Raw genomic sequence first — 23,886 nt, 5'->3', positions numbered from 1 at the left:
CCCTGTAACGGAAGGCAAATATCTCCTGGAATATGTCATCAGGAATGCCAGCCGTGAGGCCGTGGACGATCACGTCGCGGTACTGCGACTCAATCGTCTCTAGATCATCGCTTTTAAACGGTCGTTGCCCGTAGATACGCTGACAGCTTCTTGCTGCCACACAAAGTTCATTGCTTCTACAACCTCTGGGACGTCAGCTGCGGTGAACTCCACCGGGCTCGCGTTGCCATCGGCGTCAGTGCTCATGACGACACCACCGACGATCACCTCAAGGCACGCGTCTCGGATGGTATTGAACGCCGTCTCGTCGTCCGACTTCTCCTGGTCGAGACTCTTCAGCCACTCTTTACGCTTCGTCTCATTGGCGGACTTAATCATGAGATAGCAATCGTCCCAGCCCTCGGCAAATCCTTTTAAGCTCATTTTGCGTTTAGCGACGATGTTCAGACCCATGGGTAGTTCTCCAATTAAAATAGTGCCTTCATTTAAACATGAGGCACTATTCCAGTAAAGAACTATTAGGCTGCTGCGTAGGTAGCGCGGGTGTTCTTCAAGATTGGAACATTCGATGCACCAACAGCTGTGTCGTACTCACAGAAGTACTGGACTGTGGCCGTCACGACGTCGTTCTTATCCGTTGACTTAGAGAGCTCACGGAAGCGGACCTTAGTCGCCGTGATATCCAAGCTGTCGCCGGTGTTGGCCATAGCAATCAACATTGCGCGCACCGTGTTTGCCAGGAACGCTTCCTCATACTCGGTCGACTTCAGGCGCACGACGAACTCACCGCTAGCTTTGTAGCTGCCACGATCAAACTCGACGTCATCATCGGTGCCAAGCGGCGTGATCGCTGTCGAGGGTCGTTCAGAGATGAATTTGAGGCTCAAGGCGCTGATGGCTGCGGCACCTGCAAGAGCACCACTGTTGTCAGCGATCTTCAAGGTGATGTGCTTGCTCGTAAAGAGTTTCTGGGCTGCGTACGCCACAGTCTCGCTAGATCCGGTACCAACGCGAGCTTTCACTGCACTTGAGAAGTTGACGTAGCTGTTCTGCTCAGCCGAGATTTCAAGGGTGTCGATTACCCCGTAGCCATGTCGCTTAGATTGCAGTGGACTCGCAATGGCCAGGGTGACTGGCGTCGGGATGCTGGACTGCTTCACGCTAAATGTGTGCGGATAGACGCCTGATACTGCTGCGCCTGTCGTCACTGAGCCATAGTGGCCCAGGAGGAAGAAGCCCATATCGACGGCGCTGATCTTTCCACCGAGTGTGCCTTCAACCCAGCGAGAAGTGATGCTGCTGTCACTGACCTCATCAACGATGCCCATGGCGCTGTCATCTTCGACAATGTTTGTCTTCGGTTGAAGATCGTTAGTGTCCCATCGAAGGAACGTTTGTGGAGCGACGTTCACTCCTGGAGTGGCTTCGATGCCGATTCCTACTCCTACTCGTCGTCCAATATGTTGATCAGCTGTTGCCATCACCTACCTCATTTTCTTGATTACTTTTAGTCGCAGCCACTTTTGCTCCGATCTCACTCAAGTCTTTTGCTGCTATCGATCGAAGGATGGATGGCACGAAGAAGAGCTGAACAGAAGCGTCAACGGCTTTAGATTTGATTTTCTTAGCTAATTTGTTCGCCATGTCCTTAATGTAAGACAATTCGATGTCATTTAAAAGCCTAGTTATCTTCCTCAGCTGGTACCGGAATATCTACAGCGAAGCTGATTGGGAAGGTGACATGTCCTTCAGCGGTGAGATCAGCTAGTCCTTCTCCAGGAACTCGCGGGGTGATGCCGTACTCAACGTTCATCGTGCCGGCGATCGCCGTGATGCCCTTCGTGGCCATGGTTCGGACCGCTCCCTTGACTGTGCGAGGAAGGTAGAAGCCAGTCTCAGGATCTCGCTCACCAACAAAGTCTCGAATCTTTCGCTCGGTCATGTTGAGCGGATTCACCTTGTCATTGTCAAAATCGTCTCTCTTGTTCAGAACGATCTTGATCGTGATCTGGTCCTCGACTTCATCCTGCTGCCATGAGTCAGCGGTGGTCTCATCGCTCTTCTGCGTAACGATGACGCAGGGAAGGTTGAATACTGGGATAGCCTCAGGATCACCGTCGTAGTACGTCTTGAAGGTATCGCCAAAGGTGTCCTGCATTAGGCGCACGATGCGCTGAACGTTGTCCTCGTAGTCGTTAGACATCGGCAGCCTTCATCTTTCCGCTTATGTCCTGGGCAATGAACCCAACGATGGAGCGTTCGCGCTTCTCATCGACGTGCATCATCACACGTTCTGGTACTCCCCTACCTTCTTGGTGGAACTCGAAGTACTCGGACTCATTCCACAAGCTGGCTGTGAGGTTGGTCGACTTGTGCTTGAACTGCCGATTCATAACGCCTGTACGAATGAGCGGTGGCCGGCCAGGAAAGGTTCTGGCCTTGAAAGCGGCGTAGTTATCGTTTAGTGCTGGCCACGACAGACCGAACACTTGGCCACGTGATGCGAACACTTCTCCGGAGAAGAAACGCGTGAGATAGCGACCTGATTCATCCATCGAGTCACTGAGGTCTAGGACCGATACCCCAAACTTACGCAGCTTCTGGGCTAGCTCTTTGTCGCCTTGGATAGTGAAGCGAACGTCTGCCATCTAGTACTTGTCCCCCATGTGGAAAAACCGTGGATAATCTCGGCTCGGAGCTTCTGGGAATCCGCTGATGTCATCCGACAGCGAGAGTGAAGTACCGTCCCCGTCAGTAAGAACGGTCGATCCAAGTCGGCAGCTTTCGATTGCTGCCCTTGCATCCTTTAACTTCTGCTTAGTACTGCTGGTGAGTCCGTATGCGTTCGCCAGGAGAAGCGCTGATGCCAATTGAATAGTCAGGGTCCGGATGGTGTCGGGTACAGGAGCGAAGGGAACGACGTAGGCTCCGTTCAGCGATGCATTGATCTCTACCTCGGCCGCACGGCGCTGTTGCTCGATGTCACCGTCTGCGAGATTGGTGGCGTTCTTGAAGCCCGCTTCATTGCGGATCTCGGAAAGGCTGGCGTAGTGCGCGAAGTCATCGCCACGGAAAGCCGGTTGAAGTGGCGTCTCTTCCATGGTGGTCGGGTTGAAGTAGCTATAGCGGTACCAATAGGCGCTCGAACCTTCTGGGTCTCGGTAGTACGTAGAGAGCTGGTCCGGATCAATCGACCTTGTAGTCAGCACGCTGAATGCATCGTCAGCTGGTACTTTCCCATTCACGTCAACGGCGCGGTGGATGTGGATCGAGTCCCCAAGCACTGCTGTGACAGGCTCGTAGCGCGCGTGTGGCAGCTTTAGTGCTTCAGACAGACTGAGAGTCGTCTCATCATCTACAGAATCAATGACGGCCTTCTCACAGCCTTCAAGCGACAGTTGGCCAACGTAGATGACTTGTCCGGCGACTAAGCCCTGTGAATTTCTAAGTTTGAGCGTTGTGGATTCAGCAACGTAGTCACCGCTAAGTTCACTGCGTTCAACAATGTTGGAATCGTGGAATGAGTCTATTCTTAGGGTTGTTGCCATGTCTGACTTCATTTAAACACCAAGCGAGTACTTTTAAAAGTCCCAGCAAGCTTCTGTTCATCAAAGAAACTAAGCGGTACACTGCATCCACGGCGCACCGATAGACGGTGCCTCAAGCCTGTTTGGGGTGGTTTACTTGCTGCAAGCATTACGCGACTTCCTCTCTTTGCGCCCTAGGCCTAGCGACGACGCAGGCGTCCTCTCTGACGCCAACAAGGCCCTGTACCTAACAGCGGGCAATCTGACTTTTCCAGGCGTGACAGTTTTTGCTGGGGTGATACTGAACTTCGTCACAAGCAATACCGACGGAAACCGGTTGTGGATCGCTTTAGCGATCGCATTGATTTTTGGAGCCTTCATTACTTGGCTTGCGTGGAGCGATCCAAAGGAAGTCACAACGCCCCAGGTACGGGGCACTCAGATTTTCATCGGATTCTTTAACACGATGCTGTTGTGGATCAGCATTTTCGGTGTGTCCAGCGTCGAACTTCCCACCACGTAAAGAGCGCCCCTTCGGGCGCTCTCATTTTACGAAAAGCAGCGTTGTTTCAGGAGTGTAGTCAAGTCGAAGCTCGCCACGTTCAACAATGTTAATTTCTGGAAATGAATCCATTCGTACCGTCGTGGCCATATATCCATATTTAAGCACGCATAAAGCATTTCAGAAAGACTGATATTCTTTGTCCATGCTTCTCCAACAGGTGATCACTGAGGTCACAGCTCAGACCGAAGGTGCTCCATGGTGGGGTGTACCGGCGCTGACGGGCGGTGCCACACTTTTCGGTGCACTGATCGCTTATCTGTCGGCCCGTTCAGCGGATACTCGCAAAGCTAAGCGCGAAAAGGCTGAGCGCATCATGATCGATACACGGACAGCCGGACTTGAGTTTCTGGAAGCTGTAAACAGCATCTCTCTTGCCTTCAGGGGACAAAGCAATCCAGCCAAGGCGCTAACACCCAACGACTTCCTGACCTCAGTGATGGACGGCATCTTGGCTCTTCAGGACGCCTGGGGAAAGTTTGAGCTCTTCGCTCACGACGACGCCCTGACTACCGGCAAGACACTCTATGATGAGTGCATCGTCATGGTCCTTCCGGCCCTCGATAGAGAGCGCGAATCTCTCAATCTCGAAGATTTTGAAGAGAAGAAGCTGGCTTTCGTTAATACTCTTCGAAAGGCCAGCGGAGTCAGTCCTATCGTGGTAAAGGTCATGGAGCCGGAAGCCAAAAAGAAATTTGAAGAGGACAAGGAAAAAGTGTTTGACCACTTGTCCGAGAAGCTCGAACGGCAATACAGCGGACACAAAAAAGAGCGCCAGTAGTAGGCGCTCTCTTCGACTCAGCAAGGGAACTATTTTTGCTTGTTGGCTGAGTGCTTCTCTGCTTCAGCCTTGGCTTTTGCCTCAGCCGCTGCCTTCTCGTCGGCAACTCGTTTGGCTTCCGCTTCTGCTTCAGCCTTGGCTTTTGCCTCGCTTGCAGCTTTTTCTGCGGCCAGCTTTTCTTCAGCTTCTTTAGCGGCCTTGGCTTTTGCAGCCGCTGCCTCTATGTCTGCTTCAGTTTGAATCTTGACGACGGTGAACATGCCGTCAGCCTTGATGGCTTTCACTTGCTCTGTTGTGAGTTCGCCCTCGTACCCATGTTCCTTGTTCACTACGACGCCAGCGCGAATGCGCTGCTCGTAAGGGAACTCTCGTGGAAGTGTGACTTTATACATAGATCATCTGCGCCCCAATTAAGGTGCTACAGCTCCTACGATTGTTTGGTGGTTGCCGAAGCCAACGTTGTGACGGGCACGTGTTCCCCAAGTGAAGATGTCCTTGTCGAACGCACGGTCGCTGTTGATGTCAGTCTTTGCCAACAGAGTGATCGCAACACGGATCTGCATGATGAATGGCAAGATGCCTTCGCTCAGGTCAGCCAGAGCCCAACCCTTGTAGGTCTTAGACAGATGCGGAAGGACCACGACTTCGTAGGCCTGGTAATGAGGGTTATCGAGAGCGACGCCGTCAACAACGATCTGACGTGAGTTCACCAATTTCTTGGCGGTTGCTTTCAAGGCAGGTCCAACGATCAGAGCCGTTCCTTCGTAGCCAAGTAGTTCACCACGGTCGTCAGTTTGTCCGTTGAGCAGCAGCTCTGCAGCGTCAAGGTTGTCATGAGTTAGAGCCTGGCCGGTGCCAAGGTAGTTGCTACCTGTGGTGTGATCGGCGTCGAAGAAGTTCTGCCCGTCATAGATCGGAGTGCTGAAGCCAAGCTCGAAGGCTTTAGCTGTCAGCTGTGTGTAGTGCTTAGCAGCCTTGGTAGCGAGACCAGTGATGGCAAGCATGATCTGGCCAGTGTTGTCGTCTTCGATTACGTCACGATCAACATCAAGGGTTGATTCCCATTTCTTGTTGGTGATCTCGTAGTTGAAGCCAGACAGCGTGCCAGGGATACGCTCAGACTTGAACTCACGGAGCCCAGGAACGGTACCTAGGAACGAGTATTTCTCGCTGATGCTCTTGCTGTTGACCGGCATAGCGATCTTCTTCCAAACGTCAGTGTTTGGTGCGCCTTCGAAGCGTTTTTGCCAAGTGACCCTGATGTTCGTATCAAGGGCTTGGAGTAGTTCACGTGTGATTACAGACATTTATTATCCTTTCTGTATTCGGGTTTAGATTTTTACTCGCACTTCGGTAGCGCTGACGAAACCGACGCACTTGCCGACTTTGACGTCGTTAGTGGTGGTTGCAGCTAGGGCGACCAGGTTGTCATCGACGGCGTAGACGTCTTGGCCTACCCATGCCTGAGTTGCGCTTACGCAGCCCATTGAGCTGACACCTTCGCGCCAGATGCGGACGTACTTGTCACCAGCAGCGCCTGCGCTGTTGTCGACAGTCTCTAAAGACACACCAGCGAATGCTTCGCCAGTAGTGTCAGATGAGCCTTTGGCGTAGCCAGCAGCGTTGAAGCTTACGTTTGATCCCTTGAACAATTTGACTGCTGCCAGGGCGACGTCGATTAAGACACCTTCTTGGCGTTCGTCAGCTTTTGATGCAGTTAGATTTGCCATCGTCTATAGACCTTTCTTATTTACTTTCCTGTTTTTTGAACTCAGCGATGTCCTCGGGTGTGTTGCCGAAGTCTGAAGCCAATGACTTCTCTTCGTCCGACAGCTCAACAGGAGCTTCGTCACCGCCCTTGCCGCTACCGAGCTCGTCAGCAGTGATCAGCTTGTTCTCTGGAAGGCCGTTGATGAATGCCTCCAGTCGGGTGCGCTGCTCACCCTTCGATGCGAGAAGTAGCTTGACGGCGGCGTCTTGTTGATCTGATTTCACGCGGCCTGCTTTGATGCTTGCCTGGACGAAGGTACGAGCCCTGTTCTCTTCTAGTTCTCGCTTCGCTTCACGACCAGCTTCTGCATCAGCGCGGAGCTGAGTGATCTCTGCGTCAGTGAGCCCCTTGATGGCGCTTGCCTCAACCTTGCTAGGTTCTGGCTTCTCTTCATCTTCGTCAGCTGGTTTGTCAGCCTCAGCTCCTTTGAGGCCGTACTTTTCAAGGTCCTCTGCACTTAGTTCTGATTTGTGCTCAGCCAAGAACGCTTTTTCTTCGTCGTTCAGCTCAGCAACCTCTTTGGCGCGAATCTCTTCTAACGTCATGTTGTCTCCTTTACTGTTATCACTGGTGCCGGTGGCATCCGCCTTCACTGGTTGGACAGGGAGACGGGAGGCCTGGATCGGCTTCAGCTTCTTGAATAGTGGGATGTTGGTCAGGGCAGCGCCCGTGATCACGTTCTTGACGAAGTGGAACTCTTCCTCTGGGTCTTCCCATGGGTATGAGCTCGGGTTGAACTCAGGAGAGATGTACTTCCACTCGCCGTCCTTAATTGCCTGTACGGCAGCTGGGGTCCAGTCAGGATCGCCCAGGAGAGCTTCACCGTCGTCGCTGGCGTACACCGATGGAATCCAGCCGGCGGCCTTGTCATAAGAGGCGTGGCCATAGTTCAGAGGAATTTTTGGATCAGCCTGGACGAGCCCCACACCGATCGAAGCGTGGAGGACGAACTGCTGGATGTCTTCCCTAGTGATTTCAAAGTCACCGTGCCATGGAGTGTTCCATTTTCCGGTTCGAAGAAGCTCAATTGTTTTAGGAGCATTGCCATCAGCGTCGGCACTGATTTTTACTAGGTTGTGAAATCCTTTTATTGCCATATGTCCTTAATGTCTTAGAATCAAGGGTTTATGTCAATAGGAATAATGGCTAATACGCGTAAATCAATGAACAGCGACAGCGCGGATGACCCGCAGGCCTATCGACTTGTTTCCCATTCGCCAGGACAAACAATTCATCGAGTTCGAGGGTCTTACCGATAACCGGAGAACATATCTTGCAGGCTCCACTGAGTCCGTCCCAGGTCTTTGACTTAGCCCCACTCTGCACGGCGTAGAGCTTGAGCCCTGCCTGGTAAGCGTTGACTGGTTCAGTCTGAGCAATGATGGTCGCACGGATCGGGTTATCGATCATGTTCATGAGGCGCACGGTCGCGTAGTCAGCTGTCTCCCCCAGGGCAATACTCTTAGCCACTGATTCACGGATGAGCTTGCGTGTTGTCTCAGTGACGTTTGAAACCATGTCAGCGGTCAGCTTCCTGGCAGCCTGCATGATCGCTTCGTCTAGTGAGGCGAACTCAAGCGTAGAGTAGCCAACCGGGATGGCGTAGAGCGTCTCTCCTGCAACAGCACCGGTCGCCACCAGGTCAGTGATGATGTCGATGACAGCAGCAGTCAGCAAGATCTGCTCCTGTTTCCAGACTGGATCGTCGTTGTTAGCCACCGGGCCGGCGTCTGCTTTGATCGGTTCAGGCAAGCGGGACCAATCCACGTAATCCACCGCACGGGTAGATAGCTCGTGCAGATATTCAGCTACGGCTGTTTCTAAGGCCGCTTCTAGGCGTAGTAAGTCCGCAAAGGTAATCGGACTCGCCTTGTAGCTGTCCTGCCACTCCTCCGCGGCGTGAATGGCTACGTGGAGCTTTTCTCTAGCCTCAAGCAGCTCGGCTCGTGTTGCCATAGAGCTGCTCCGTTACTGATGCATGGATGCGGCGAGCTTCTGAGATGTCTGCATCGACAACCTCAGGCTTCTTAGCCGGTTGTTCCTTCTTGGCTTTCTCTGCCTCTTTGAGTTCATCCTCGGTGAGCTCAGACCAACCGATCATCTTGCGGGTACTGTTCTCGTCGATAGGACGAGGGTGAAGGACACCAGCATCAACGAACTTCTTGATTGCCTCGCTCATGACTGGAATGTTGTCGTCACTGATATTGCCCACGCGCAGCGTTGGATACTCACGGTCTGTGTAGTTGAGATCAACCAGGGTTCGAACAACGGTGTTCTGCAGCACCTGGACTAGGCGGCGCGCCACTGACTGCACTGCCAGCTCGAACAGACGGCTGTGGTCCTCCGATGTAGAGCGAGTGCCAGTACCGCCTGATGCCCCGATCTCAAGGAACTGCGCAAGGACGTTCTTCATGATCTGGCGGTCATGGTGGTTAATCGAAGGCTCAACGTCTTTGAGTGAGTTCGCCTTCATATCGAGGAACTGGACGAGCCAGCCGTCAGGGTGCTCGATGTAAGACTCTTCATTGGCGCGAAGGTTGCGCACCATCTGGCGCATCATCTTCTTGTCCTTGTCAGTGGCACCAGTTGGCGTGGTGACATCGATAACCCCAAGTGCGTGACGCTCATGGCCCACAGCATCAATGCGGTACAGCTTGTCTTTGATGTACCAGTGCTTGAAGGCAGCACGCAGGATAGAGATGCCCTCGTAGTTGTCGCCTTCTTGCTTGTAGGTGAAGCGGACCAACTTCTCAGCGGGGATCGAGAAGTCTCCCCCGGTGTTGTCTCGCTGGTAGATGCCTGGCTTGCCGTCCTTGGTCTCCCACTTCTGGATAGTGGTCTGCTTGCGGTAACCGAGCTTGACCAGGGCGATCTTGAGTTGACCGTTGACCTCCCGTGGTTCGAACACCATCTCGTGTACGTCATGACCGAAGTCGAGGAACGTCAGCGCTTCCTCTAGGAATTGCGACCAGTCGACGATGTGGAAGAGACAGTCATGAACGAACTCAGCCACTTCCTTGTCAGCGTCATCATCTGAGGCTGGGTCGATCGAGTAGTCTGCACTGAGGATCGGCAGCTTCACGGCAGTAAGAGCAGCGTTGACCGTGGCGTCGCTGCGGCGCATCTCGTCGTAGGTCTTGATGGCTGAAAGGCCAGAGAGTTTAGGGTTGTATTCTTCCCCTGTGATAAGTCCACCAGTAATAGCAACACCTGAGGTTCCTATTTCTTTTAACTTGTCGGGCTTATCTTTCATCTTCCTTCAAAATACGATACTTAAAAGCTTTCGTCTAGCAATCCGGACGTAATCGACTCATAGTCATCATCTTCCTGATCATCAATAGGCTGTGGCGCATTGTTGTAAAAACACATGATGAGGGCATCAGCATTATCTGGTGAGCGAAAGCCACGCTTCTTGTAGTCGGCTTTACTCTCAACTCCGCGGCGTCCTTTTGAATCCATCTTCCATTGGCGGGTGGACAGCTCCATGAGTAGGTCGTCGTTCATGCCGATGTCGATCGTGTCGATGATGCTAGCCAAATAGAACCACGCCTCGCTAATGAGGTTCGGATACTTATCAGGATCGGCAGCTGAGGCTCCAAAGTTCAACGGCATGACTGCGTACCCGCGCTTCATCATCTCGTCAGTCACTCCGCCACCAACGCCAGTGTCATCGATCTTGATCAGGACCGTCTTGTCGAAGTTCACAAACAGCTCCAGCTTGTCGCAGACCTCAGTGGTCCGGAGCTTGGTGTAGGTCTTGGTCCCTACTTCTTTGAGCCCCTCACGCATCTTGAAAACTGTCCGGTCATCTCCCATGCGAGCAACGTCGACGCCTACTTCGATGGCACCTTCATCACTGACGCTGCGCTCCATCGCTTCCAGGATGGCGGTACGGCTGAGGATGGAAGTGTCGGACTGAGCAATCGGCTCACCTAGCCAGACGTGAGCATAGAGATCCAGGCTGGCCGCTTTGTCAGCTTCCATCTCTTCACGGAGTTCGGCAGGGAAAAGGCCGGCACGCTCCAGAACGTCGTAGTTGACCTTGCGGACATAGGTGCGGGGACGATCAGCCTTGCAGTAACGGACGTAGACCGGGTCCAGCTCGTTCATGCGGTTGAACGTGTAGATCAGCTGGCTTCCAGGCTTACGTACTGTCGGGATGAGCACCTTCAGGCTGGCTTCGCTAATGCTTTGAGCTTCCTCAACCCACGCGATGTCGATGCCCTCAGTGGACTTAACCTCTGTTGCGTTGTGCCTCAGCCCTTTGAAGAAGAACTCGGTCCCAGTGATGGTGTTGCGGATCTGCTTCTCAGTGATCTCGTAATCAGTGAAGCCGTACTCGTTGATGATGTCGGATAGGAGCTTGTGTACAGAGTCAGCAATGGTGTTCTGCAGCTCACGGGTACAAAGGATGCGAAGCCGTTTAGTGCGGCCACGGAGAATGAGCGCTAGACCGACGTGCTTGGACTTACCTGAGCCACGCCCACCGTGGAACACGATGTTGCGCAGATCTTCGTTGAACAGCTCCTCGTACTCTTCGAGGAACTTAATCTTGACTGTCGGCTCGGTCCCCACTTCGGACGATCTCCACAAGCGCCGTCATCGGCTTACCGCCACTTTGATGATCGACTTCTGATCTGTCCTTCCACTGAGCATTGTTCTTCAGCCAGAAGATGGACGCAGAGCCAGGAGCAGCACCACTAAGCATGCGCTCTTCAACTTGCTCGTTAATTCGTGACTTGGCCAGCTTTATAGCGTCAGAAAAGGTGTCACCTGATTCGTCCGCATCATCGCGGTCGTCGTACTTGCCAGACTCATAATCAAGTAGCGTCTCGCGACTCGTCTTTAGAGCCCTGGCAAGACCAAGGATCGTGTAGGGACGTTGATCAGTCATTACTTCGCGAGTGACCCAGTTGGTGGTGCCGTCGTTCTTGACGCCGGATTCAACGCGACGCATCTCAGTGTGAGGATCACAGGTGTTGAAGTACGTTTCGATCTGCTGCTTGAGTTCAGCCACAGTCGCGAACTTGAGCGGTCGTCCGCCTTTGTTCTTTTCTTCTTGGAGTTCTGATGTTTCTAGGTCTGCCATAAGTGCCACTATTTATGCACAATCGGTGAATAAATGGAAGCCTACTATCGGAGCTACTCTTTGACCCGGTACTCGAAACAGGTCTAAGCTAGAAACTTCAACCCCTTTTTCCCTAAGGGGCGTAGTGCATCTAAGTAGGAGCGCGCCATGGAGCCCTCTGTTGCTACGAATTTGGATGAGAAATACCCTCGTCCGTCTACCCATAACCCAACCACCGAAGATATTCCGAAGGTCGCCATCGCCCCGCTACCTGGCGGGCCGACAGAGCCTTCAGACCAACCACAACCTGTCCCCACTCCCCCACCTCAACCAAAGCCACGCAAGCGCAAAGGCTGGTTCCGCCGCCTAGTCCGTAGGACCTTTTTGACGCTGCTCAGCCTGGTCGTCGTGAGTGAACTCGCAGCTGTTTCGTTCCTCTGGTTCACGCCGCCTCGAACGTCGTACATGCTCCAGGACGGCGAGCCGATCACGTACCAGTTCGTCTCTCTTAAACACATCAGTCGATACGCAATCGCAGCTACCATCGCCCACGAAGATCAGCAACTAGGCACCAGAGTTGGCGCCTTCCCAGTTGACGACTTTCAGAAGCGCGTCGAAGCGTACATAAAGGGCGAAACTGATCCGAGCGGTTCAACCATTCCCCAGCAGCTCGTGAAGAACATCTTCCTGTGGCCTGATCAAAACGGTCTCCGCAAAGGACTCGAAGCGGTCTTGGCCACGGAGTTCGCACTAACACTTCCTCCTGAGCGCCTCGTTGAGCTGTATCTCAACTACGCGCAGTTCGGTCCTAACCTCTACGGGGTGTGTGCCGCCAGTTGGTACTACTTCAAGACACCACCGTGGTCCATGACGCAGTTTCAAGCAGCGGCGTTGATGGGTGTTGTCCCATTCCCGTCAATCGCGAAGAGAGCGCCTGAGGGCGGCATCTACATTGATCGGGCGGTAAACCCGAAGAGTTGGGACGCCTTAAACGGCGCAGCCAACGTCTGGGTTCCAAAACAGATCGAAGGCATGGGTGGCTGGAAGGCTGCAGTCGAGACGATTGGCATTACTGATCTAGCATCTGATTACCAAGCCGAGCGTGATGCTAACCCAGACGATCCAAATTCCTGCTCTACCTGGCCAATCTCGGTTGTCCAGCGCTACGACCGGGAGCACATATCGCGCTGATAATTACTTCTTGCTGCTAGCGAAGTGCCCGACCACGTAGTCGCAGTCGTCGGCGTCGTCATGCTGCACTCCAAAGCCGGCGTCCTCGTAGTCGCCTGTGAGCACTGCCTCATGGCTAGGACTAGCTATCCAGGCATCCACGACGGCTTGAGCTGAGTCGTAGCACTTGGCGAGGTTCTCACCTGCTGTCCGGTATTCATAACCAGCAGCGCTTACAAATGACCAGGGCGTCTTGCCGTCCGGTGAATCATGACTCCAATACTGACCTGCTACTAGGTCGGTCGCTTTGGCCTGCGCTGATTCGCTGAGTTGATCGTTTAGTACAACGGGCGATAGTTGCTTGGTTGACCGGTAGGCATTCACAGCGGCCAGCACGCCAGGTACACGCTCGGTTGCTTCAATAGTCGGAGCGACGACTGGGCTAGGAGCAGTCTGTTCGGATCGAACGCTACTTGGAGCAAGCACAAAGAGAGTAGCGACTAACAAACAGCTGACGAGGAAAAGAATACGAGTTCTTCTCGTATTGAAAGCTGAACCCGTCTTTGATTTTGTAGCCACTACCATGGGTGCATTTAGTTAAACACACTTGCCCGCCAATTAAAAGGTCTTTATCAGTTACGCCTCCGGCGAAGCGTGTCCCACGCCTCAAAACCGCCCCGATCAACCGTGTTAGCCTGACGCTGTTGATATTGGGGACCAAGTTAGACATGGGGCTGCACGATGAAGAACTATCCAAATCAGGCGACGACGTTCGAAAGAATCAGGAACACCCTGCAGACGATCGCGTCCTTGAACGCGAGGCAAGCCAACACCCTTGACGATGGCATCCTTGGGTACGAGCTGGCAGCGCGGAAGTTCTACACGTTCCGTGGCATTGACTACGCGACAGCTACCCCGCAGGACATCCAGGCACGCATCAAACTTGAAAAGGCCAAGCCCGGTGGCAATCAGGGTGCCCGAACCAATGCACGCGAACTTCGCCGCACCCTAATCGACTTTAAGTGGGTGGATACAGAGGGAGTTGTCACGCCCTTGGGGCAGCAACTTCTCGGAACGCAGCCAGGCAGCCCACTTGAACGGGACCTTCTTGCTGATGCCCTGATTCAATTGACGATCACAGACACCGGTAATCGGACGTCCTCACCGGTCATGATCATGCTGCACTTGCTGTTCGTAGATCCCAGCCCGCATCGTGCCGGACTTGAGCTCATGCTTGAAGCAAATGATGACTCCGCTGGTGAGCGGTTCAGGGTTCAGGAGCTTTACAAGACGTTCGTGATCATGCCCGCGGCGTGGCGAGCAACACGTCTGCATGTGACCCCATTTCAATTGGCGAATGCAACCAAGGTCTTTCCTACGTTGGCAAAGTATGCCGGCCTTGTTACTGAAGACGCTCAAGGCACCTATCACTTGGCCCCGTCTGGCATGAAGGCCGTGGCTGGCCATTGGACACCTGTTGGATCTCAGGGGTATCAAGCTTCAACCTTGCCGGTTCCGCCTCCGCCCGCTGTCCCGCCTGTTCCCACCCCTCCCCCGGGACGTCGCAGGACCCAGCGCCGAATTACGGGCGGACAAGAGCGCGATGCTAACAACGTTGGATCGCACGGCGTCAATCGAACGCTTCCCGATGGGCTTACTCCTGACCAGCAGGCGGACGCGCAGAACCGTTTGAACGAGCGTATGGATAACCACCAGGACTTGGTGAAGTACTTCGCGAGCTGCATCCTGGCGGGCGAGGGTACGTTCTATGAGGACAACACCAGCTACGACCTAGTGTGGAAGAGCAACACTTCCGATGTCGCTCACGTTTTTGAGATGAAAACGATCGACAGTGACGCCGACGCTCAGGTGATTCGTGCCGTTGGTCAGCTCCACTACTACGCCCACTTCAACGTGGCCGTCCGATTCAAAGACAACCCCAAGACTAAGACCATCGTGGTTGATGGAGACCTGCACGACGATCTACGTGGTTTCCTGACTGCGCAGTCCATAGGCGCAATCATGGCAGTTGAAGGGCAGCCGCTAGAAGCTCTTAATTCGCTTGGTCAAGAAGTCCTGGATCAGCTTCCTCTGAATTCAGTCGTTCTGTCGCAAGCCTGACGTACTCAGGCTTGATGTCGCATCCCCAGTAGCGGCGACCGTTCCGTGATGCACTCACGAGTTCGGTCCCGCTACCGGAGAACGGCACGACGACAAGATCGCCCGGGTTCGAGAAGTGGTTGACGATTCTATCCGTCAACGCCAGTGGCTTCTGAGTTGGGTGATCTACACGCTCGTCAGCAAAGCGACGGCCAGCGAGTGTTGGGAACTGCCAAACATCCCCTGCCATACGGCCATCAGGATGCGGCGTCCAAACCTTGCCGTTCTTGATGATCTTGTTCTTCAAGCGTTCCGTGCTCTTATACGGCTCACGAATCGTGTGATACGTGTAGTCCTCGCCCTTTGAGAACCAGAGCAGGGGCTCATAGTGAGTCGCCAGTGTCTTAGTGCTGCGGCTCCAGCCGTTCTCGTAGTTCCAGATAATCTGCCGACGATAGTCCAAACCCAGCTCATAGAGCAGCACCTGAATGAAGCACTGGTAGTGGTGGATGCCGTAGACGAAGATCGAACCGCCAGGAGCCAAGACACGCTCAGCCTCGGTCAGCCACTTCTTGCTCCAGGGAATCCACTCGTGCGAGCGGTTCCACTCTTTGTCGATGCCAAAGGCGGGTCCGATGTTGTACGGAGGATCAGCAATGATTAGCTGCGCACTGGCGTCAGGAAGCTTGGCTAGTTCTTCAATGCAGTCCCCGAGAACGACTTCGTTCACTTCTTAGCTGCCTTCACTGCCTTCACTGCCTTACGCATGATCACGATATTCTGGTGATGGACATTGGGCACGTAGGCATACGGATAGCCGTAGGGGAACACTCGCTTGTGACGCTGATACAGAACGTTCATGGCCTGCAGGATGAACCCGCGTTCTTCCATTGCGCGAGCGATGTCAGCGTGGAACATGTAGTAGCGGCTGCCGTGACGGAAGTCGCCCACAATGATCGCCATGTAGCGTCGCGGCTTGAGTGACTCACCAGCTGCACCGAGAGTGTCAGCTAGGACTTCAATGAACTCGTCGTAGTCCTCGATGTTGCCAAGGTCGCGCTCGTCATCACCGTAGTTTGTGACCAGACCATGCGCCTCACGAGTCTGCTTGACCTTGTGGTCTGACTTCTTATTAAGGATGGACCAGTACGGCGGACTCGTAACAATGAAGTCGACAGACTCAGGCTCTAGCTTGTGCGCCAGGATGCGGGAATCACCCTGCATGATCTCTTGAGTTGTCTTGGCAAGAACGTCAGCCGGCACCTCAGTCTGAAGGCGCTGCTCTGCAAGGTTTGCGAAGTCAGGATAGATCTCGAAACCAATGCCGTTACGTCCCTCAAGCGCCGATGCTTTGAGAGTCGAACCAACACCAGCAAACGGATCGAGCACTGTATCGCCAGGCTTAGACAGCATCTTGATCAGGCGAGATACATCTGTGTAAGAGAACGGAGCAGGGTGCAACTTCTCAATCGCTGCGTCAGCATGGCCAGCGCCGAGACCTTTTTGGTTCCAAACACTGACGCTCTCGCTTAGCCACTCTCTGGAGGTAAGTGCATTGAGAGTATTGCGCGGGTCAACGGTGAGTACTTTCTCCACGTCGGGTGCTTCGTCTGGCATTTTAAGCCCTTTCTGTGGATACTTCCTGCACCGAATATTCAAGCCGCAAGAGGGCTGCTGAGGTGCCAGCGGGCCGATGGGCCACGACCAGCAAGCTTACCAGCCGCGCGGCTAGGCCGACGCTAGGCACGCTTGTCATCGACAGTCTCTTGAGTCACTAATGAAGCTCGGAGCGCTTCGAAAAATGGAACACCTGGATGAGCGCGATAGGTGTATCGCTGCCATCGAGATGGATGCCGAGGCTCTCCACCAACGGACCAAACCGGAAGCCGTCGATTTGAGATCTCTTGCTCTATCCACGCGACTTGCTCGACATGGTGTTTAGCAGCATCGCCTGATGGCTTCGACGTTCCGTAGGCCAGAAGGACAGCGTCAGCAGTATCTAAGGCTGCGGCAAGACGCGGCCTCGCTTCCTGCCATCCAGTGCCAGACATACCAGCGAGTGAGACACCGCCCGTTCTATACGTCGCGATGCCAAATAGATTCTCTAGTTCAACACTGTCGAAGCCCAGAGCGAGACGCGCTTGTTCAGCTCGTCCGAGCGTGCGTTGTCCACTCGTCGTCGGAGGGTTGCTGCCGATGACAAGGAGGGTCCGCTTAGGCAGCGTCGATTCGTCAGGCATGACTCAAATCTAACTGCTAGGAGGCTTGGACCCATTCCCGACACTCGAACGTATGTTCTAATCTTTCACTATGAGACCCAAGCAAGACTCCACCGCTTTCGCTCGAATGATGATGCAGATCGATGCCGACAACAACCACCCCAAGCTTGATGATGGACAGATCACCGAGCTGGAGCCTGGTGCTCAGCCACTGGTCCGCGTTGGCGAGACCTACGGTCGGGCGATCAAGTACACGCGCACCTACGGTCTCGTTGAGTGGATGGATGATCAGCGGGTTTATCACGTTGAGTGGTTCCCAGCTGGTCAGATCAAGCGAGTCGATCAGGAGGCGTGGAGAGGCCGGCCACTCTAGACGGACAAACTAAAGAGCAGTGCCCTCGCATAGCACTGCTCTTGTTGTTACCACCAGCTATTGGCTAGCCAGAATGCCTTCGCGTTGACGAAACTGCCATAGCGACGAACTGCATAGTCGGTGAACCATTCGTCCTGGCACTCATAGTCCTGGAGCGAACAAGGCAGCTTGCTACACGGCAATGCTTGTCCGAGACCACAGGCGCCTGACTCTGAATTGATCGCGTCGGTCCTGTTGGTGCTTTCCTTGAAGTAGATGAAAGCCTTTGCCTCGGCTTCAAGGTCCACTGTCATTTGCCCTGTCGACTCGCCTGGGACGCTCTGAGGCGTCTCTGCGGCTTGAGCCGGTTCGTCTTTCGTCTGAGCCCCGGCGACTTCACTGGCGGCTTCTGAGAGCTTGGCCTCTACCGGCCAAGACCTTTTGACACCAATGTGATGTCCTCGTGAACGTCAGCTCGTGCTTGTGCCTGGATGTCTGTATATAAGAACCAGTTAGCGATAGTGACGATGACTGCTGTTGCGAAGATCGTAAGCAAGATGCCTAGTACGAAGGTCGTACGGTTCACTGTCTTTGGTTTGATGTCCTGAGCTCGTGTTTGTTCTGTTGCTTTCACGTCTTTGTGTTCCTTGCCCGAGTGGGCTTTATGTGTTTGTTTCGGCTCTATCAGCCGCTACCGTCCAGGTGGGGTAGCCTCACATGGACGAAGGTGGAGTATAGAGAGTTGTTAGAGCGTATGGTGCCAGTAGCAATCCAGAGCCCTAATAGAAATCATAGACCGGTAACTAAATAGTGTTCATAGTCACCAACTTTTTCCGTTGGCATAAGACCTAGCTTTACCGCTTCAAGGCGGTTGAACGCCCACTGGACCGTGTAAAACGAAAACCCATCCTTGCTGATTCCTTCGACGCTAAACTTTGTACGCATGTTCTCGTTCATAGCCATATCCTCCGATTTATATTGATTCAACGCGCTTTTGGCTGCCCGTATTTAAGCACCTTGTATATACAAAGTCAACGGAATTTTTGGGCGCCTGGATAGCTGCACGGATCACGACACCTGTTATCGGCGCTCAAAGCGCTTATGTCTTATTTACAACGCCGCCTCACGGAGGACCCACTCAGCATCTTCTGTCGCAGGTGACTGCTAGTGTCGAAACCGTGGGAACTCATGAGGACAAGGAACGCTCCGACAAGGAGCCGCGAGCGTGGCAATGGCCGGCTATCTGGTTCAAGGACCAGAGCTTCTGGAGGGATGTAGCCAGCCGCACGATGTCCGGCATCTTCGCCGTGATCGCCATCGGGTTCCTGGGAATCGCCTTTGGCTACCTTGGGGCTCCAAAACTAGTTGGCCCAACTATTTTCTACATAGGGTTCGCTCTCTACGTGGTCGTCATGCTCACAATCCCCTTTGCGGGGCGGATTCACAAGCATCCTTGGTTGTGGAGATCATTCAGCGTGATTGCGGTCTTGGCGTTAGTGCTCTTCGTTGTCGGAGGCGTGTACATGATGGCGGCTAACGACTGGGTCGTACCGCCGTGTGATCCCAATGACGATCCGCTATTCGGGGCGTTATGTTAGTAAGCTCCCACTCACTGGTCGGGTCGGCGAAGGGTGATGAACAGCCCCATATACGTTTGAGCGTTCGTACCCGGAACGATCGATACCAGCTCGTAGCCAGCATTGCACCAATCGTTGATCACCTTTGTGGCGTTGGGAATCTCAAGCATGTTCTCGCTGTCGGTTATCACGAAGTCTCTCACCCAAAACACCTTGTATTCAGCCATGCTGCACCCTACCAAGGCGCAACGTTGGCCACTAGCCCCTCACTCCCTACTACTTAGGGGTCAGGAGTGTCGGACCGATTACAAGCTATTCTTACGCCTCCGCCAATGCTCACGTATCTTCATACGGCTTGTCAGTTGGGATCTGTTCCAACGGAGACTTCTCAATAGTTCAGCTCTCAGTAAGTCAGGTGAGTCAACATTTAGTCACGGTTCACCAAGCCTGTGAGGGCTGCACCAACAGTTTTGATTGAGGGTATGTGGGAGGGAATGGATGACGAGGTATCACCCGCGAGGACACTATTGCCAGCGGCCCTTTTGTTTTATCCCTCACAGCTACCCTTAAGCGTTATAGACAGAGAAGAGCAGGTAACTCTAGGAGTTACGGGGACTACCCATTTCACGTCGCTCGGAAGTAACGATGAGATGAACCTCGGCAAGGGAGCGACCCTGTTCATCATGGCCGACTGCTCATCACCGTCTATAACATAGACTGCGAACTATTTTCTTGTAAAAGTATTTACACAATCGACTGAATGGCTCATAATAATGGGCAGCTAGAAGCGTACACCCACTGGAAACAGTGGGATTTCCTTTATTTGAATCCCTAGTCTAACTGTATGACCGCGCACGAATCGCTAGAAGCGTACGGGCTGCCTCCCATTATGAAGGCTCGGACTTATAAGTCAATAAGCATCTAGGCAAAAGCGATTCAATAACGCATACTGTGCCTATGCAACCAGACAACACCAAAGACAAATACGATCTGCGTCGATTACTGAACAAGACCTACCGTGTACCTGCGCACGTATTCCCTCGCCCTCAATCGGCCATCATTGCTGAGCAGAAAGAGAATCAAAAGCGATGGGTGCCATACAACACCGTGAAGAGCTAAACCTCTTTGCGAGCAGAACCAATAATGTTAAACTAGACGGCAAGATTACTGTTACCCATGGCAGTCAGTCTCGTACCTTCTGTAGTTTCCCACTACAAACCACTACTAAAGCCGCCCTCTCTACCAGGGCGGCTTTTCTTGTTTGAGTTGGGTGCTAGGTCTACGAAATCTTCTCTGCGAAGCCCTCAGCAAGATGAACGGCAAACATATCTGAGCTTGTAGCCACCTCGCGTCGTATGACGCCCTCTATGTTCCGTTGACGCTGTTCATCGGGAACTAGGAACCAAACTAATGGGAAGCTCTCAAAGTCGCTGCTAGTGCTGTTGTTATGCGCTTTCACATATCTGTGGACCATCTCAGAGATGGTGCTGAGGCTCTCAAAACCACGGTCCACTTCAATCCAATAGCTTGCAGCTTCACCCTGGCCGACGAACTCCACGTCGATAAAGAGGTCAGGCCGCACGGTGATGCCGCCCAAGGTGGTGTGCGTATTTGGCTCTGTCAGATAGTTGAGCAGCTTCAACCGGCCAGAGCGTTCCTCTGTCAGTACTTCCACGAAGGCATCAGCTATCTCTAAGTGGTGGTGCTTCACAGTCCGGTGCGGCGGTGAGTATTTGCCACGCTTACCAAGGAAATCCCAGCCAACCAATCCAACTTGGTAGACGTACTGACCCGAGCCACCCCTGTCACCACCCACGAGCCGGCGCTCTACACGTGCCAGGAGACGCTGGCTCACTAATCTACTCAGAACACGATCAGTCGATGTTCTGCTGAGATTGTTGTGAAAATGTAGATGCCTTACATGACCAGCAGCAAGCTGTCCGAATTGGTCGACAGAACGAATGATGGCGGCGTCGCGGTCGGTCATGCGCATGCTCGCAGTATAGAGCAGAGCAGTATGCGCGTCGATCCCAGTATTTCCGGGGCTTCTGGGCCTGCCAGGCGTGTAGCGGAGCCCTGCCCAGCACCACATCGAAGAACACGTCAGTTTGGCTTCCGCTTTTCCACAGCAAGCGTTGTTGTTTCCACGTCAGCTTTTGTATTTACAAATAGGTCTGTTCGTTCATAATGGGACACAGCAAAAGCGACATACAAACGTTTGAGCGTGCATTGACAATCAGCAAGCAACTTCACATAGGAGAGAACAAACTAAACAGAAAGGCATACACATGCAGAAACCTAAACAACCGAGCCCGTACCCTTCGCGGCGACAGGTGCACGGCACCTATCCGCAGCAGTCGGTACAGCGATTCGACCCACTGCTCTTGCAAGCGATGCGTCGCTACCAGGAGCACCATCTAAAAGAGTATGGCTTCAAACCATCGCATAGCAGCATGTTCGCAACGTCGATACTGCAGCACAACGACTTCGTACGGAAGGAGTACTACAAACTAAAAAAGGAGGCACCACGCCATGACAAGAAACACCTCGACGGTATCAAGACGCCTAAGCATCCGGTCTACACGGAAAACTTCGACTTCATTTAGTCAGCTCATCCGCCAGCGGGAAACAGCAATCAATAGCCTGTTCACCCCAAAGCGCAGAGACTTCAGCACTCCACCTAAGCGATCAGGTATCAGCCTGCTCAAAGGACTAGCTTTATGGCAGACCCGGTAACTGAAACAGCTCCAGTGGCTTCCACAGCAATGGAGGTACCGGCCAGCATCGCGAAGGCCCTGGTAGCCCTCCAAGCCGAAGTACGCGCCATGGGCAAGTCAGCGAAGAACGATCACTTCAAGAACACCTATGCCCCCTTAGATGAGGTCATGGACACAGCTCTCCCCCTTCTCACGAATCAGAAGCTGTCTCTTATGCAGTGGCCAATGACCGTAGGGACAGAGCACTTCCTCCACACGATCCTTACTCACGAAGATGGCAAGTCCATGCAGAGCGACATAAAGCTTCTGCTGACAAAGCAAGATCCGCAGGGACTGGGGTCAGCGTTGACCTATACCCGCAGACAGACCGTCATGGCCATTCTTGGCCTCTCTGCTAAAGATGAGGACGACGATGGCAATAAGGCGAGCAATCACCTACCGCCACCAACTCAGGAAAACCTGAATGAGATCGCAGCACTATGCAAGAGTCTCAAGTTCCCAGAGGACGAAGTCGAGAAGAAGCTCCGCAGTCTCCGGACCGATGATCAAGCCGTCCTGGCGTTGAATGACCTGGACAAGATATTTGCGGGACGTGCAGCAGCTATCAAAGCCCGTCAGGCAGCTGAGACAGCTACGACAATCGAGATCGAAGATGATGAGCCTGCCATAACGATGGAAGCCATCGCCAAGCGTCTACAGGATTTGAAGCTCAAGGACGACGCCACAATACGCCTACTGATTAGGGCGCAAACGGGTAGACCATTCCTAAAGAGTTGTAAGCCTGCGGACCTCGCCGTCCTGGCTCAAACGCTCACCCGTGTCGAAAGCGGTGAAGAGAAGCTCCCAGCGGACTACTACGCCGCACCAGAACCAACTAATGAGGTCACTGAGACCTCGGAGAACCGATAATGTCTAGCCGAACACACATAACAAAGTTCAAGTTCCACACGATCAACCATGACCTGAAACTGGAGCAGCCGGTGTCTCAGGTTGCAAAAGCTCATGGGGTCAGCTACGAGACGGTTCGAAAGATCAAGGTGGCCAAGACCTGGCCAAAGTATGAGGCCATGAAGCTTGAGAAGAATAAGCGTCGAACGACAGGTATCTCTCTCGGAGAGTCAGTCCGCAACGCTTCAAAGTCTCTTGCCGAAGCAAAACTAGACGCCGTAGTGCAGAGCCCGCTGAACCAGATCCACCGTGACGAGAATCCTGAAATCAAAATCGTCACGCTTGAAGAGTGGCGTGGCATGAACCGATGGATCAACACGCTGTCTCAACGCATCGACCAGATGGCTAAGAAGCAGCGATCTAAGCGCTGGTGGGTCCGATAATGGCCGGCACTATGATCGGCGGTCAGAAAGCTGCTGCCAAGAACCTGGCTAGAGATCCGCACTTCTATTCAAAAATTGGAAGGAAGGGTGGACGCGTCGGTCGAACTGGCGGCTTCGCGGCCAACCCCGAGCTCGCTCGTATTGCAGGTGCCAAGGGCGGGCGTAGGAGCCGACGCAGGAAAGTGATCGCGGAAGTCTAATGAGTGCAGAAGCGATCGATCTATTCGGCGAGGTGCACACTCCAGGGCTCGATATGAACAAGCTACGCACAAAGGCTGGTGCTTTGTCGTCAGCAACATTGAAAGCGATCAAGTGGTACACCCTGGAGCATGGGCTGAAGCTCACAGCCAGCAGCGCTATGCCGATAATGACCTGCATAAATTCAGACGGAGATGAGCAGACAGTGAACGTCGAAGACGTCATCACTGAGTACAAACAATTCAAGAGACGTACCCACGGCAGAAAACGCGCCGCCTAAACATCGCCGGGGCGAACGCAGTGACGACAGACAAAGACTAACGATCCTAATTCGTCGTCCTGCTTCAGCTCCCGTATAGAGCAAGGCCGCACGGACCACTTCTCGCATTCATAGCAGTAGTGCTCATCCAGGCCATTGGCGATCATATAGGCCACCACACGTCGGCGCAGACGATCACCAGACATTGCGGGAGCCCGTTGCGGACGAGGACCGAGGAATTTATTCACGGCCTT

33 protein-coding genes are annotated in these 23,886 nt (G+C 53.5%); 11 read left to right on the top strand and 22 right to left on the bottom strand.

What is annotated here, in order from left to right; translation table 11 throughout:
- Window positions 1-99 precede the first annotated feature (99 nt).
- The 6 genes from AR689_RS08565 to AR689_RS08545 form a co-directional block, all read right to left on the bottom strand.
- A complete protein-coding gene (locus AR689_RS08565; protein ID WP_062069075.1) occupies window positions 100-453 on the bottom strand; it encodes a hypothetical protein in 354 nt (117 codons plus the stop codon).
- A 65-nt stretch (window positions 454-518) separates the two neighbouring features.
- Complete coding sequence (locus AR689_RS08560; protein ID WP_156424560.1) at window positions 519-1,481, bottom strand: phage tail tube protein; 963 nt, start codon at window positions 1,479-1,481, stop codon at window positions 519-521.
- The gene (locus AR689_RS23010) at window positions 1,468-1,662 is read right to left on the bottom strand and encodes a hypothetical protein (protein WP_231745475.1); all 195 of its coding nucleotides are present in this window, start codon (window positions 1,660-1,662) and stop codon (window positions 1,468-1,470) included. Before AR689_RS23010 ends, AR689_RS08560 begins: the two co-directional genes overlap by 14 nt.
- A gap of 19 nt (window positions 1,663-1,681) precedes the next feature.
- Window positions 1,682-2,203: a hypothetical protein gene (locus AR689_RS08555; RefSeq protein WP_062069071.1), complete on the bottom strand. Its 522-nt coding sequence runs from the start codon at window positions 2,201-2,203 to the stop codon at window positions 1,682-1,684.
- Window positions 2,196-2,648: a hypothetical protein gene (locus AR689_RS08550; protein ID WP_062069069.1), complete on the bottom strand. Its 453-nt coding sequence runs from the start codon at window positions 2,646-2,648 to the stop codon at window positions 2,196-2,198. The genes AR689_RS08555 and AR689_RS08550 overlap by 8 nt, the downstream gene beginning before the upstream one ends.
- A complete protein-coding gene (locus tag AR689_RS08545) occupies window positions 2,649-3,548 on the bottom strand; it encodes a phage protein Gp36 family protein (RefSeq protein ID WP_062069067.1) in 900 nt (299 codons plus the stop codon).
- 136 nt (window positions 3,549-3,684) lie between these two features.
- Here AR689_RS08545 and AR689_RS08540 point away from each other — a divergent pair, with 136 nt between their 5' ends.
- Together AR689_RS08540 and AR689_RS08535 are read left to right on the top strand one after the other, a co-directional pair.
- Complete coding sequence (locus AR689_RS08540) at window positions 3,685-4,050, top strand: hypothetical protein (protein WP_231745474.1); 366 nt, start codon at window positions 3,685-3,687, stop codon at window positions 4,048-4,050.
- Window positions 4,051-4,228: 178 nt separating this feature from the next.
- The gene (locus AR689_RS08535; protein WP_231745473.1) at window positions 4,229-4,870 is read left to right on the top strand and encodes a hypothetical protein; all 642 of its coding nucleotides are present in this window, start codon (window positions 4,229-4,231) and stop codon (window positions 4,868-4,870) included.
- A 29-nt stretch (window positions 4,871-4,899) separates the two neighbouring features.
- On the opposite strand, the gene AR689_RS23005 is transcribed toward AR689_RS08535, so the two are convergent.
- From AR689_RS23005 to AR689_RS08495, 8 genes are all read right to left on the bottom strand, one after another.
- Window positions 4,900-5,199 (bottom strand): hypothetical protein, encoded by a 300-nt coding sequence (locus AR689_RS23005; protein WP_197412841.1) that lies wholly within the window; start codon window positions 5,197-5,199, stop codon window positions 4,900-4,902.
- Window positions 5,200-5,280: 81 nt separating this feature from the next.
- Window positions 5,281-6,177, bottom strand: coding sequence for a Mu-like prophage major head subunit gpT family protein (locus AR689_RS08525; RefSeq protein WP_062069059.1), 897 nt, complete (start codon window positions 6,175-6,177; stop codon window positions 5,281-5,283).
- 24 nt (window positions 6,178-6,201) lie between these two features.
- Window positions 6,202-6,600 (bottom strand): hypothetical protein, encoded by a 399-nt coding sequence (locus AR689_RS08520; RefSeq protein ID WP_062069056.1) that lies wholly within the window; start codon window positions 6,598-6,600, stop codon window positions 6,202-6,204.
- 16 nt (window positions 6,601-6,616) lie between these two features.
- A complete protein-coding gene (locus AR689_RS08515; protein ID WP_062069054.1) occupies window positions 6,617-7,738 on the bottom strand; it encodes a phage protease in 1,122 nt (373 codons plus the stop codon).
- A gap of 49 nt (window positions 7,739-7,787) precedes the next feature.
- The gene (locus tag AR689_RS08510) at window positions 7,788-8,597 is read right to left on the bottom strand and encodes a structural protein (RefSeq protein ID WP_062069052.1); all 810 of its coding nucleotides are present in this window, start codon (window positions 8,595-8,597) and stop codon (window positions 7,788-7,790) included.
- Window positions 8,572-9,894, bottom strand: a complete 1,323-nt coding sequence (locus tag AR689_RS08505) for a phage portal protein family protein (protein ID WP_062069050.1) — start codon at window positions 9,892-9,894, stop codon at window positions 8,572-8,574. The genes AR689_RS08510 and AR689_RS08505 overlap by 26 nt, the downstream gene beginning before the upstream one ends.
- A gap of 20 nt (window positions 9,895-9,914) precedes the next feature.
- Complete coding sequence (locus AR689_RS08500; protein ID WP_062069048.1) at window positions 9,915-11,216, bottom strand: PBSX family phage terminase large subunit; 1,302 nt, start codon at window positions 11,214-11,216, stop codon at window positions 9,915-9,917.
- Entirely contained in the window at window positions 11,188-11,730 is a 543-nt protein-coding gene (locus AR689_RS08495; protein WP_062069047.1) for a terminase small subunit, read from the bottom strand. Before AR689_RS08495 ends, AR689_RS08500 begins: the two co-directional genes overlap by 29 nt.
- Window positions 11,731-12,093: 363 nt before the next feature.
- Between AR689_RS08495 and AR689_RS08490 the strand changes: the two genes are divergently transcribed.
- Complete coding sequence (locus tag AR689_RS08490) at window positions 12,094-12,900, top strand: transglycosylase domain-containing protein (protein ID WP_062069045.1); 807 nt, start codon at window positions 12,094-12,096, stop codon at window positions 12,898-12,900.
- Window positions 12,901-12,903: 3 nt separating this feature from the next.
- On the opposite strand, the gene AR689_RS08485 is transcribed toward AR689_RS08490, so the two are convergent.
- Window positions 12,904-13,458, bottom strand: coding sequence for a CAP domain-containing protein (locus AR689_RS08485; RefSeq protein WP_197412840.1), 555 nt, complete (start codon window positions 13,456-13,458; stop codon window positions 12,904-12,906).
- 162 nt (window positions 13,459-13,620) lie between these two features.
- On the opposite strand from AR689_RS08485, the gene AR689_RS08480 reads away from it, so the two are divergent.
- Window positions 13,621-15,000 carry a hypothetical protein gene (locus AR689_RS08480; protein WP_062069040.1) on the top strand — a complete coding sequence of 460 codons (1,380 nt, stop codon included), beginning with the start codon at window positions 13,621-13,623 and terminating at the stop codon, window positions 14,998-15,000.
- Here AR689_RS08480 and AR689_RS08475 read toward each other — a convergent pair.
- From AR689_RS08475 to AR689_RS23750, 3 genes are all read right to left on the bottom strand, one after another.
- On the bottom strand, window positions 14,933-15,709 hold the full coding sequence (locus AR689_RS08475; RefSeq protein WP_062069038.1) for a DNA-methyltransferase: 777 nt from the start codon (window positions 15,707-15,709) through the stop codon (window positions 14,933-14,935). The two genes, AR689_RS08480 and AR689_RS08475, sit on opposite strands and share 68 nt — an antisense overlap.
- Entirely contained in the window at window positions 15,706-16,596 is an 891-nt protein-coding gene (locus tag AR689_RS08470) for a DNA methyltransferase (RefSeq protein ID WP_062069036.1), read from the bottom strand. Before AR689_RS08470 ends, AR689_RS08475 begins: the two co-directional genes overlap by 4 nt.
- A 122-nt stretch (window positions 16,597-16,718) precedes the next feature.
- Window positions 16,719-17,219 carry a DUF1643 domain-containing protein gene (locus tag AR689_RS23750; RefSeq protein ID WP_082697851.1) on the bottom strand — a complete coding sequence of 167 codons (501 nt, stop codon included), beginning with the start codon at window positions 17,217-17,219 and terminating at the stop codon, window positions 16,719-16,721.
- 70 nt (window positions 17,220-17,289) lie between these two features.
- Here AR689_RS23750 and AR689_RS08465 point away from each other — a divergent pair, with 70 nt between their 5' ends.
- Complete coding sequence (locus AR689_RS08465; protein WP_062069034.1) at window positions 17,290-17,571, top strand: hypothetical protein; 282 nt, start codon at window positions 17,290-17,292, stop codon at window positions 17,569-17,571.
- 47 nt (window positions 17,572-17,618) lie between these two features.
- Here the strand turns inward: AR689_RS08465 and AR689_RS08460 are convergent, their stop codons facing one another.
- Together AR689_RS08460 and AR689_RS23000 are read right to left on the bottom strand one after the other, a co-directional pair.
- Window positions 17,619-17,858: an aggregation-promoting factor C-terminal-like domain-containing protein gene (locus AR689_RS08460; protein WP_231745472.1), complete on the bottom strand. Its 240-nt coding sequence runs from the start codon at window positions 17,856-17,858 to the stop codon at window positions 17,619-17,621.
- A gap of 481 nt (window positions 17,859-18,339) precedes the next feature.
- Complete coding sequence (locus AR689_RS23000; protein ID WP_156424558.1) at window positions 18,340-18,507, bottom strand: hypothetical protein; 168 nt, start codon at window positions 18,505-18,507, stop codon at window positions 18,340-18,342.
- 221 nt (window positions 18,508-18,728) lie between these two features.
- Between AR689_RS23000 and AR689_RS08450 the strand changes: the two genes are divergently transcribed.
- Window positions 18,729-19,148, top strand: coding sequence for a hypothetical protein (locus AR689_RS08450; RefSeq protein ID WP_156424557.1), 420 nt, complete (start codon window positions 18,729-18,731; stop codon window positions 19,146-19,148).
- An 11-nt stretch (window positions 19,149-19,159) separates the two neighbouring features.
- Here AR689_RS08450 and AR689_RS08445 read toward each other — a convergent pair whose 3' ends face one another.
- Together AR689_RS08445 and AR689_RS08440 are read right to left on the bottom strand one after the other, a co-directional pair.
- Window positions 19,160-19,354, bottom strand: a complete 195-nt coding sequence (locus tag AR689_RS08445) for a hypothetical protein (RefSeq protein WP_062069026.1) — start codon at window positions 19,352-19,354, stop codon at window positions 19,160-19,162.
- A gap of 1,052 nt (window positions 19,355-20,406) precedes the next feature.
- Window positions 20,407-21,114 (bottom strand): replication-relaxation family protein, encoded by a 708-nt coding sequence (locus tag AR689_RS08440; protein ID WP_231745471.1) that lies wholly within the window; start codon window positions 21,112-21,114, stop codon window positions 20,407-20,409.
- A 301-nt stretch (window positions 21,115-21,415) separates the two neighbouring features.
- Here AR689_RS08440 and AR689_RS08435 point away from each other — a divergent pair, with 301 nt between their 5' ends.
- The 5 genes from AR689_RS08435 to AR689_RS08415 all read left to right on the top strand — a co-directional run bounded on the left by AR689_RS08435 (window position 21,416) and on the right by AR689_RS08415 (window position 23,653).
- Window positions 21,416-21,733, top strand: a complete 318-nt coding sequence (locus AR689_RS08435; protein WP_062069022.1) for a hypothetical protein — start codon at window positions 21,416-21,418, stop codon at window positions 21,731-21,733.
- Between the two features lie 114 nt (window positions 21,734-21,847).
- Window positions 21,848-22,753 (top strand): ERF family protein, encoded by a 906-nt coding sequence (locus AR689_RS08430; protein WP_082697848.1) that lies wholly within the window; start codon window positions 21,848-21,850, stop codon window positions 22,751-22,753.
- Window positions 22,753-23,175, top strand: a complete 423-nt coding sequence (locus AR689_RS08425) for a hypothetical protein (RefSeq protein ID WP_062069020.1) — start codon at window positions 22,753-22,755, stop codon at window positions 23,173-23,175. The genes AR689_RS08430 and AR689_RS08425 overlap by 1 nt, the downstream gene beginning before the upstream one ends.
- On the top strand, window positions 23,175-23,375 hold the full coding sequence (locus AR689_RS23745) for a con-10 family general stress protein (protein ID WP_062069019.1): 201 nt from the start codon (window positions 23,175-23,177) through the stop codon (window positions 23,373-23,375). The genes AR689_RS08425 and AR689_RS23745 overlap by 1 nt, the downstream gene beginning before the upstream one ends.
- Window positions 23,375-23,653, top strand: a complete 279-nt coding sequence (locus tag AR689_RS08415) for a hypothetical protein (protein WP_062069018.1) — start codon at window positions 23,375-23,377, stop codon at window positions 23,651-23,653. Before AR689_RS23745 ends, AR689_RS08415 begins: the two co-directional genes overlap by 1 nt.
- The last annotated feature ends 233 nt before the right edge of the window (window positions 23,654-23,886 follow it).

Origin of the sequence: Arthrobacter sp. EpRS71 (assembly GCF_001512285.1) — a bacterium.
In the GTDB taxonomy this organism is placed as follows: domain Bacteria; phylum Actinomycetota; class Actinomycetes; order Actinomycetales; family Micrococcaceae; genus Arthrobacter.
This window is presented reverse-complemented; position numbering and strand designations above follow the sequence as displayed.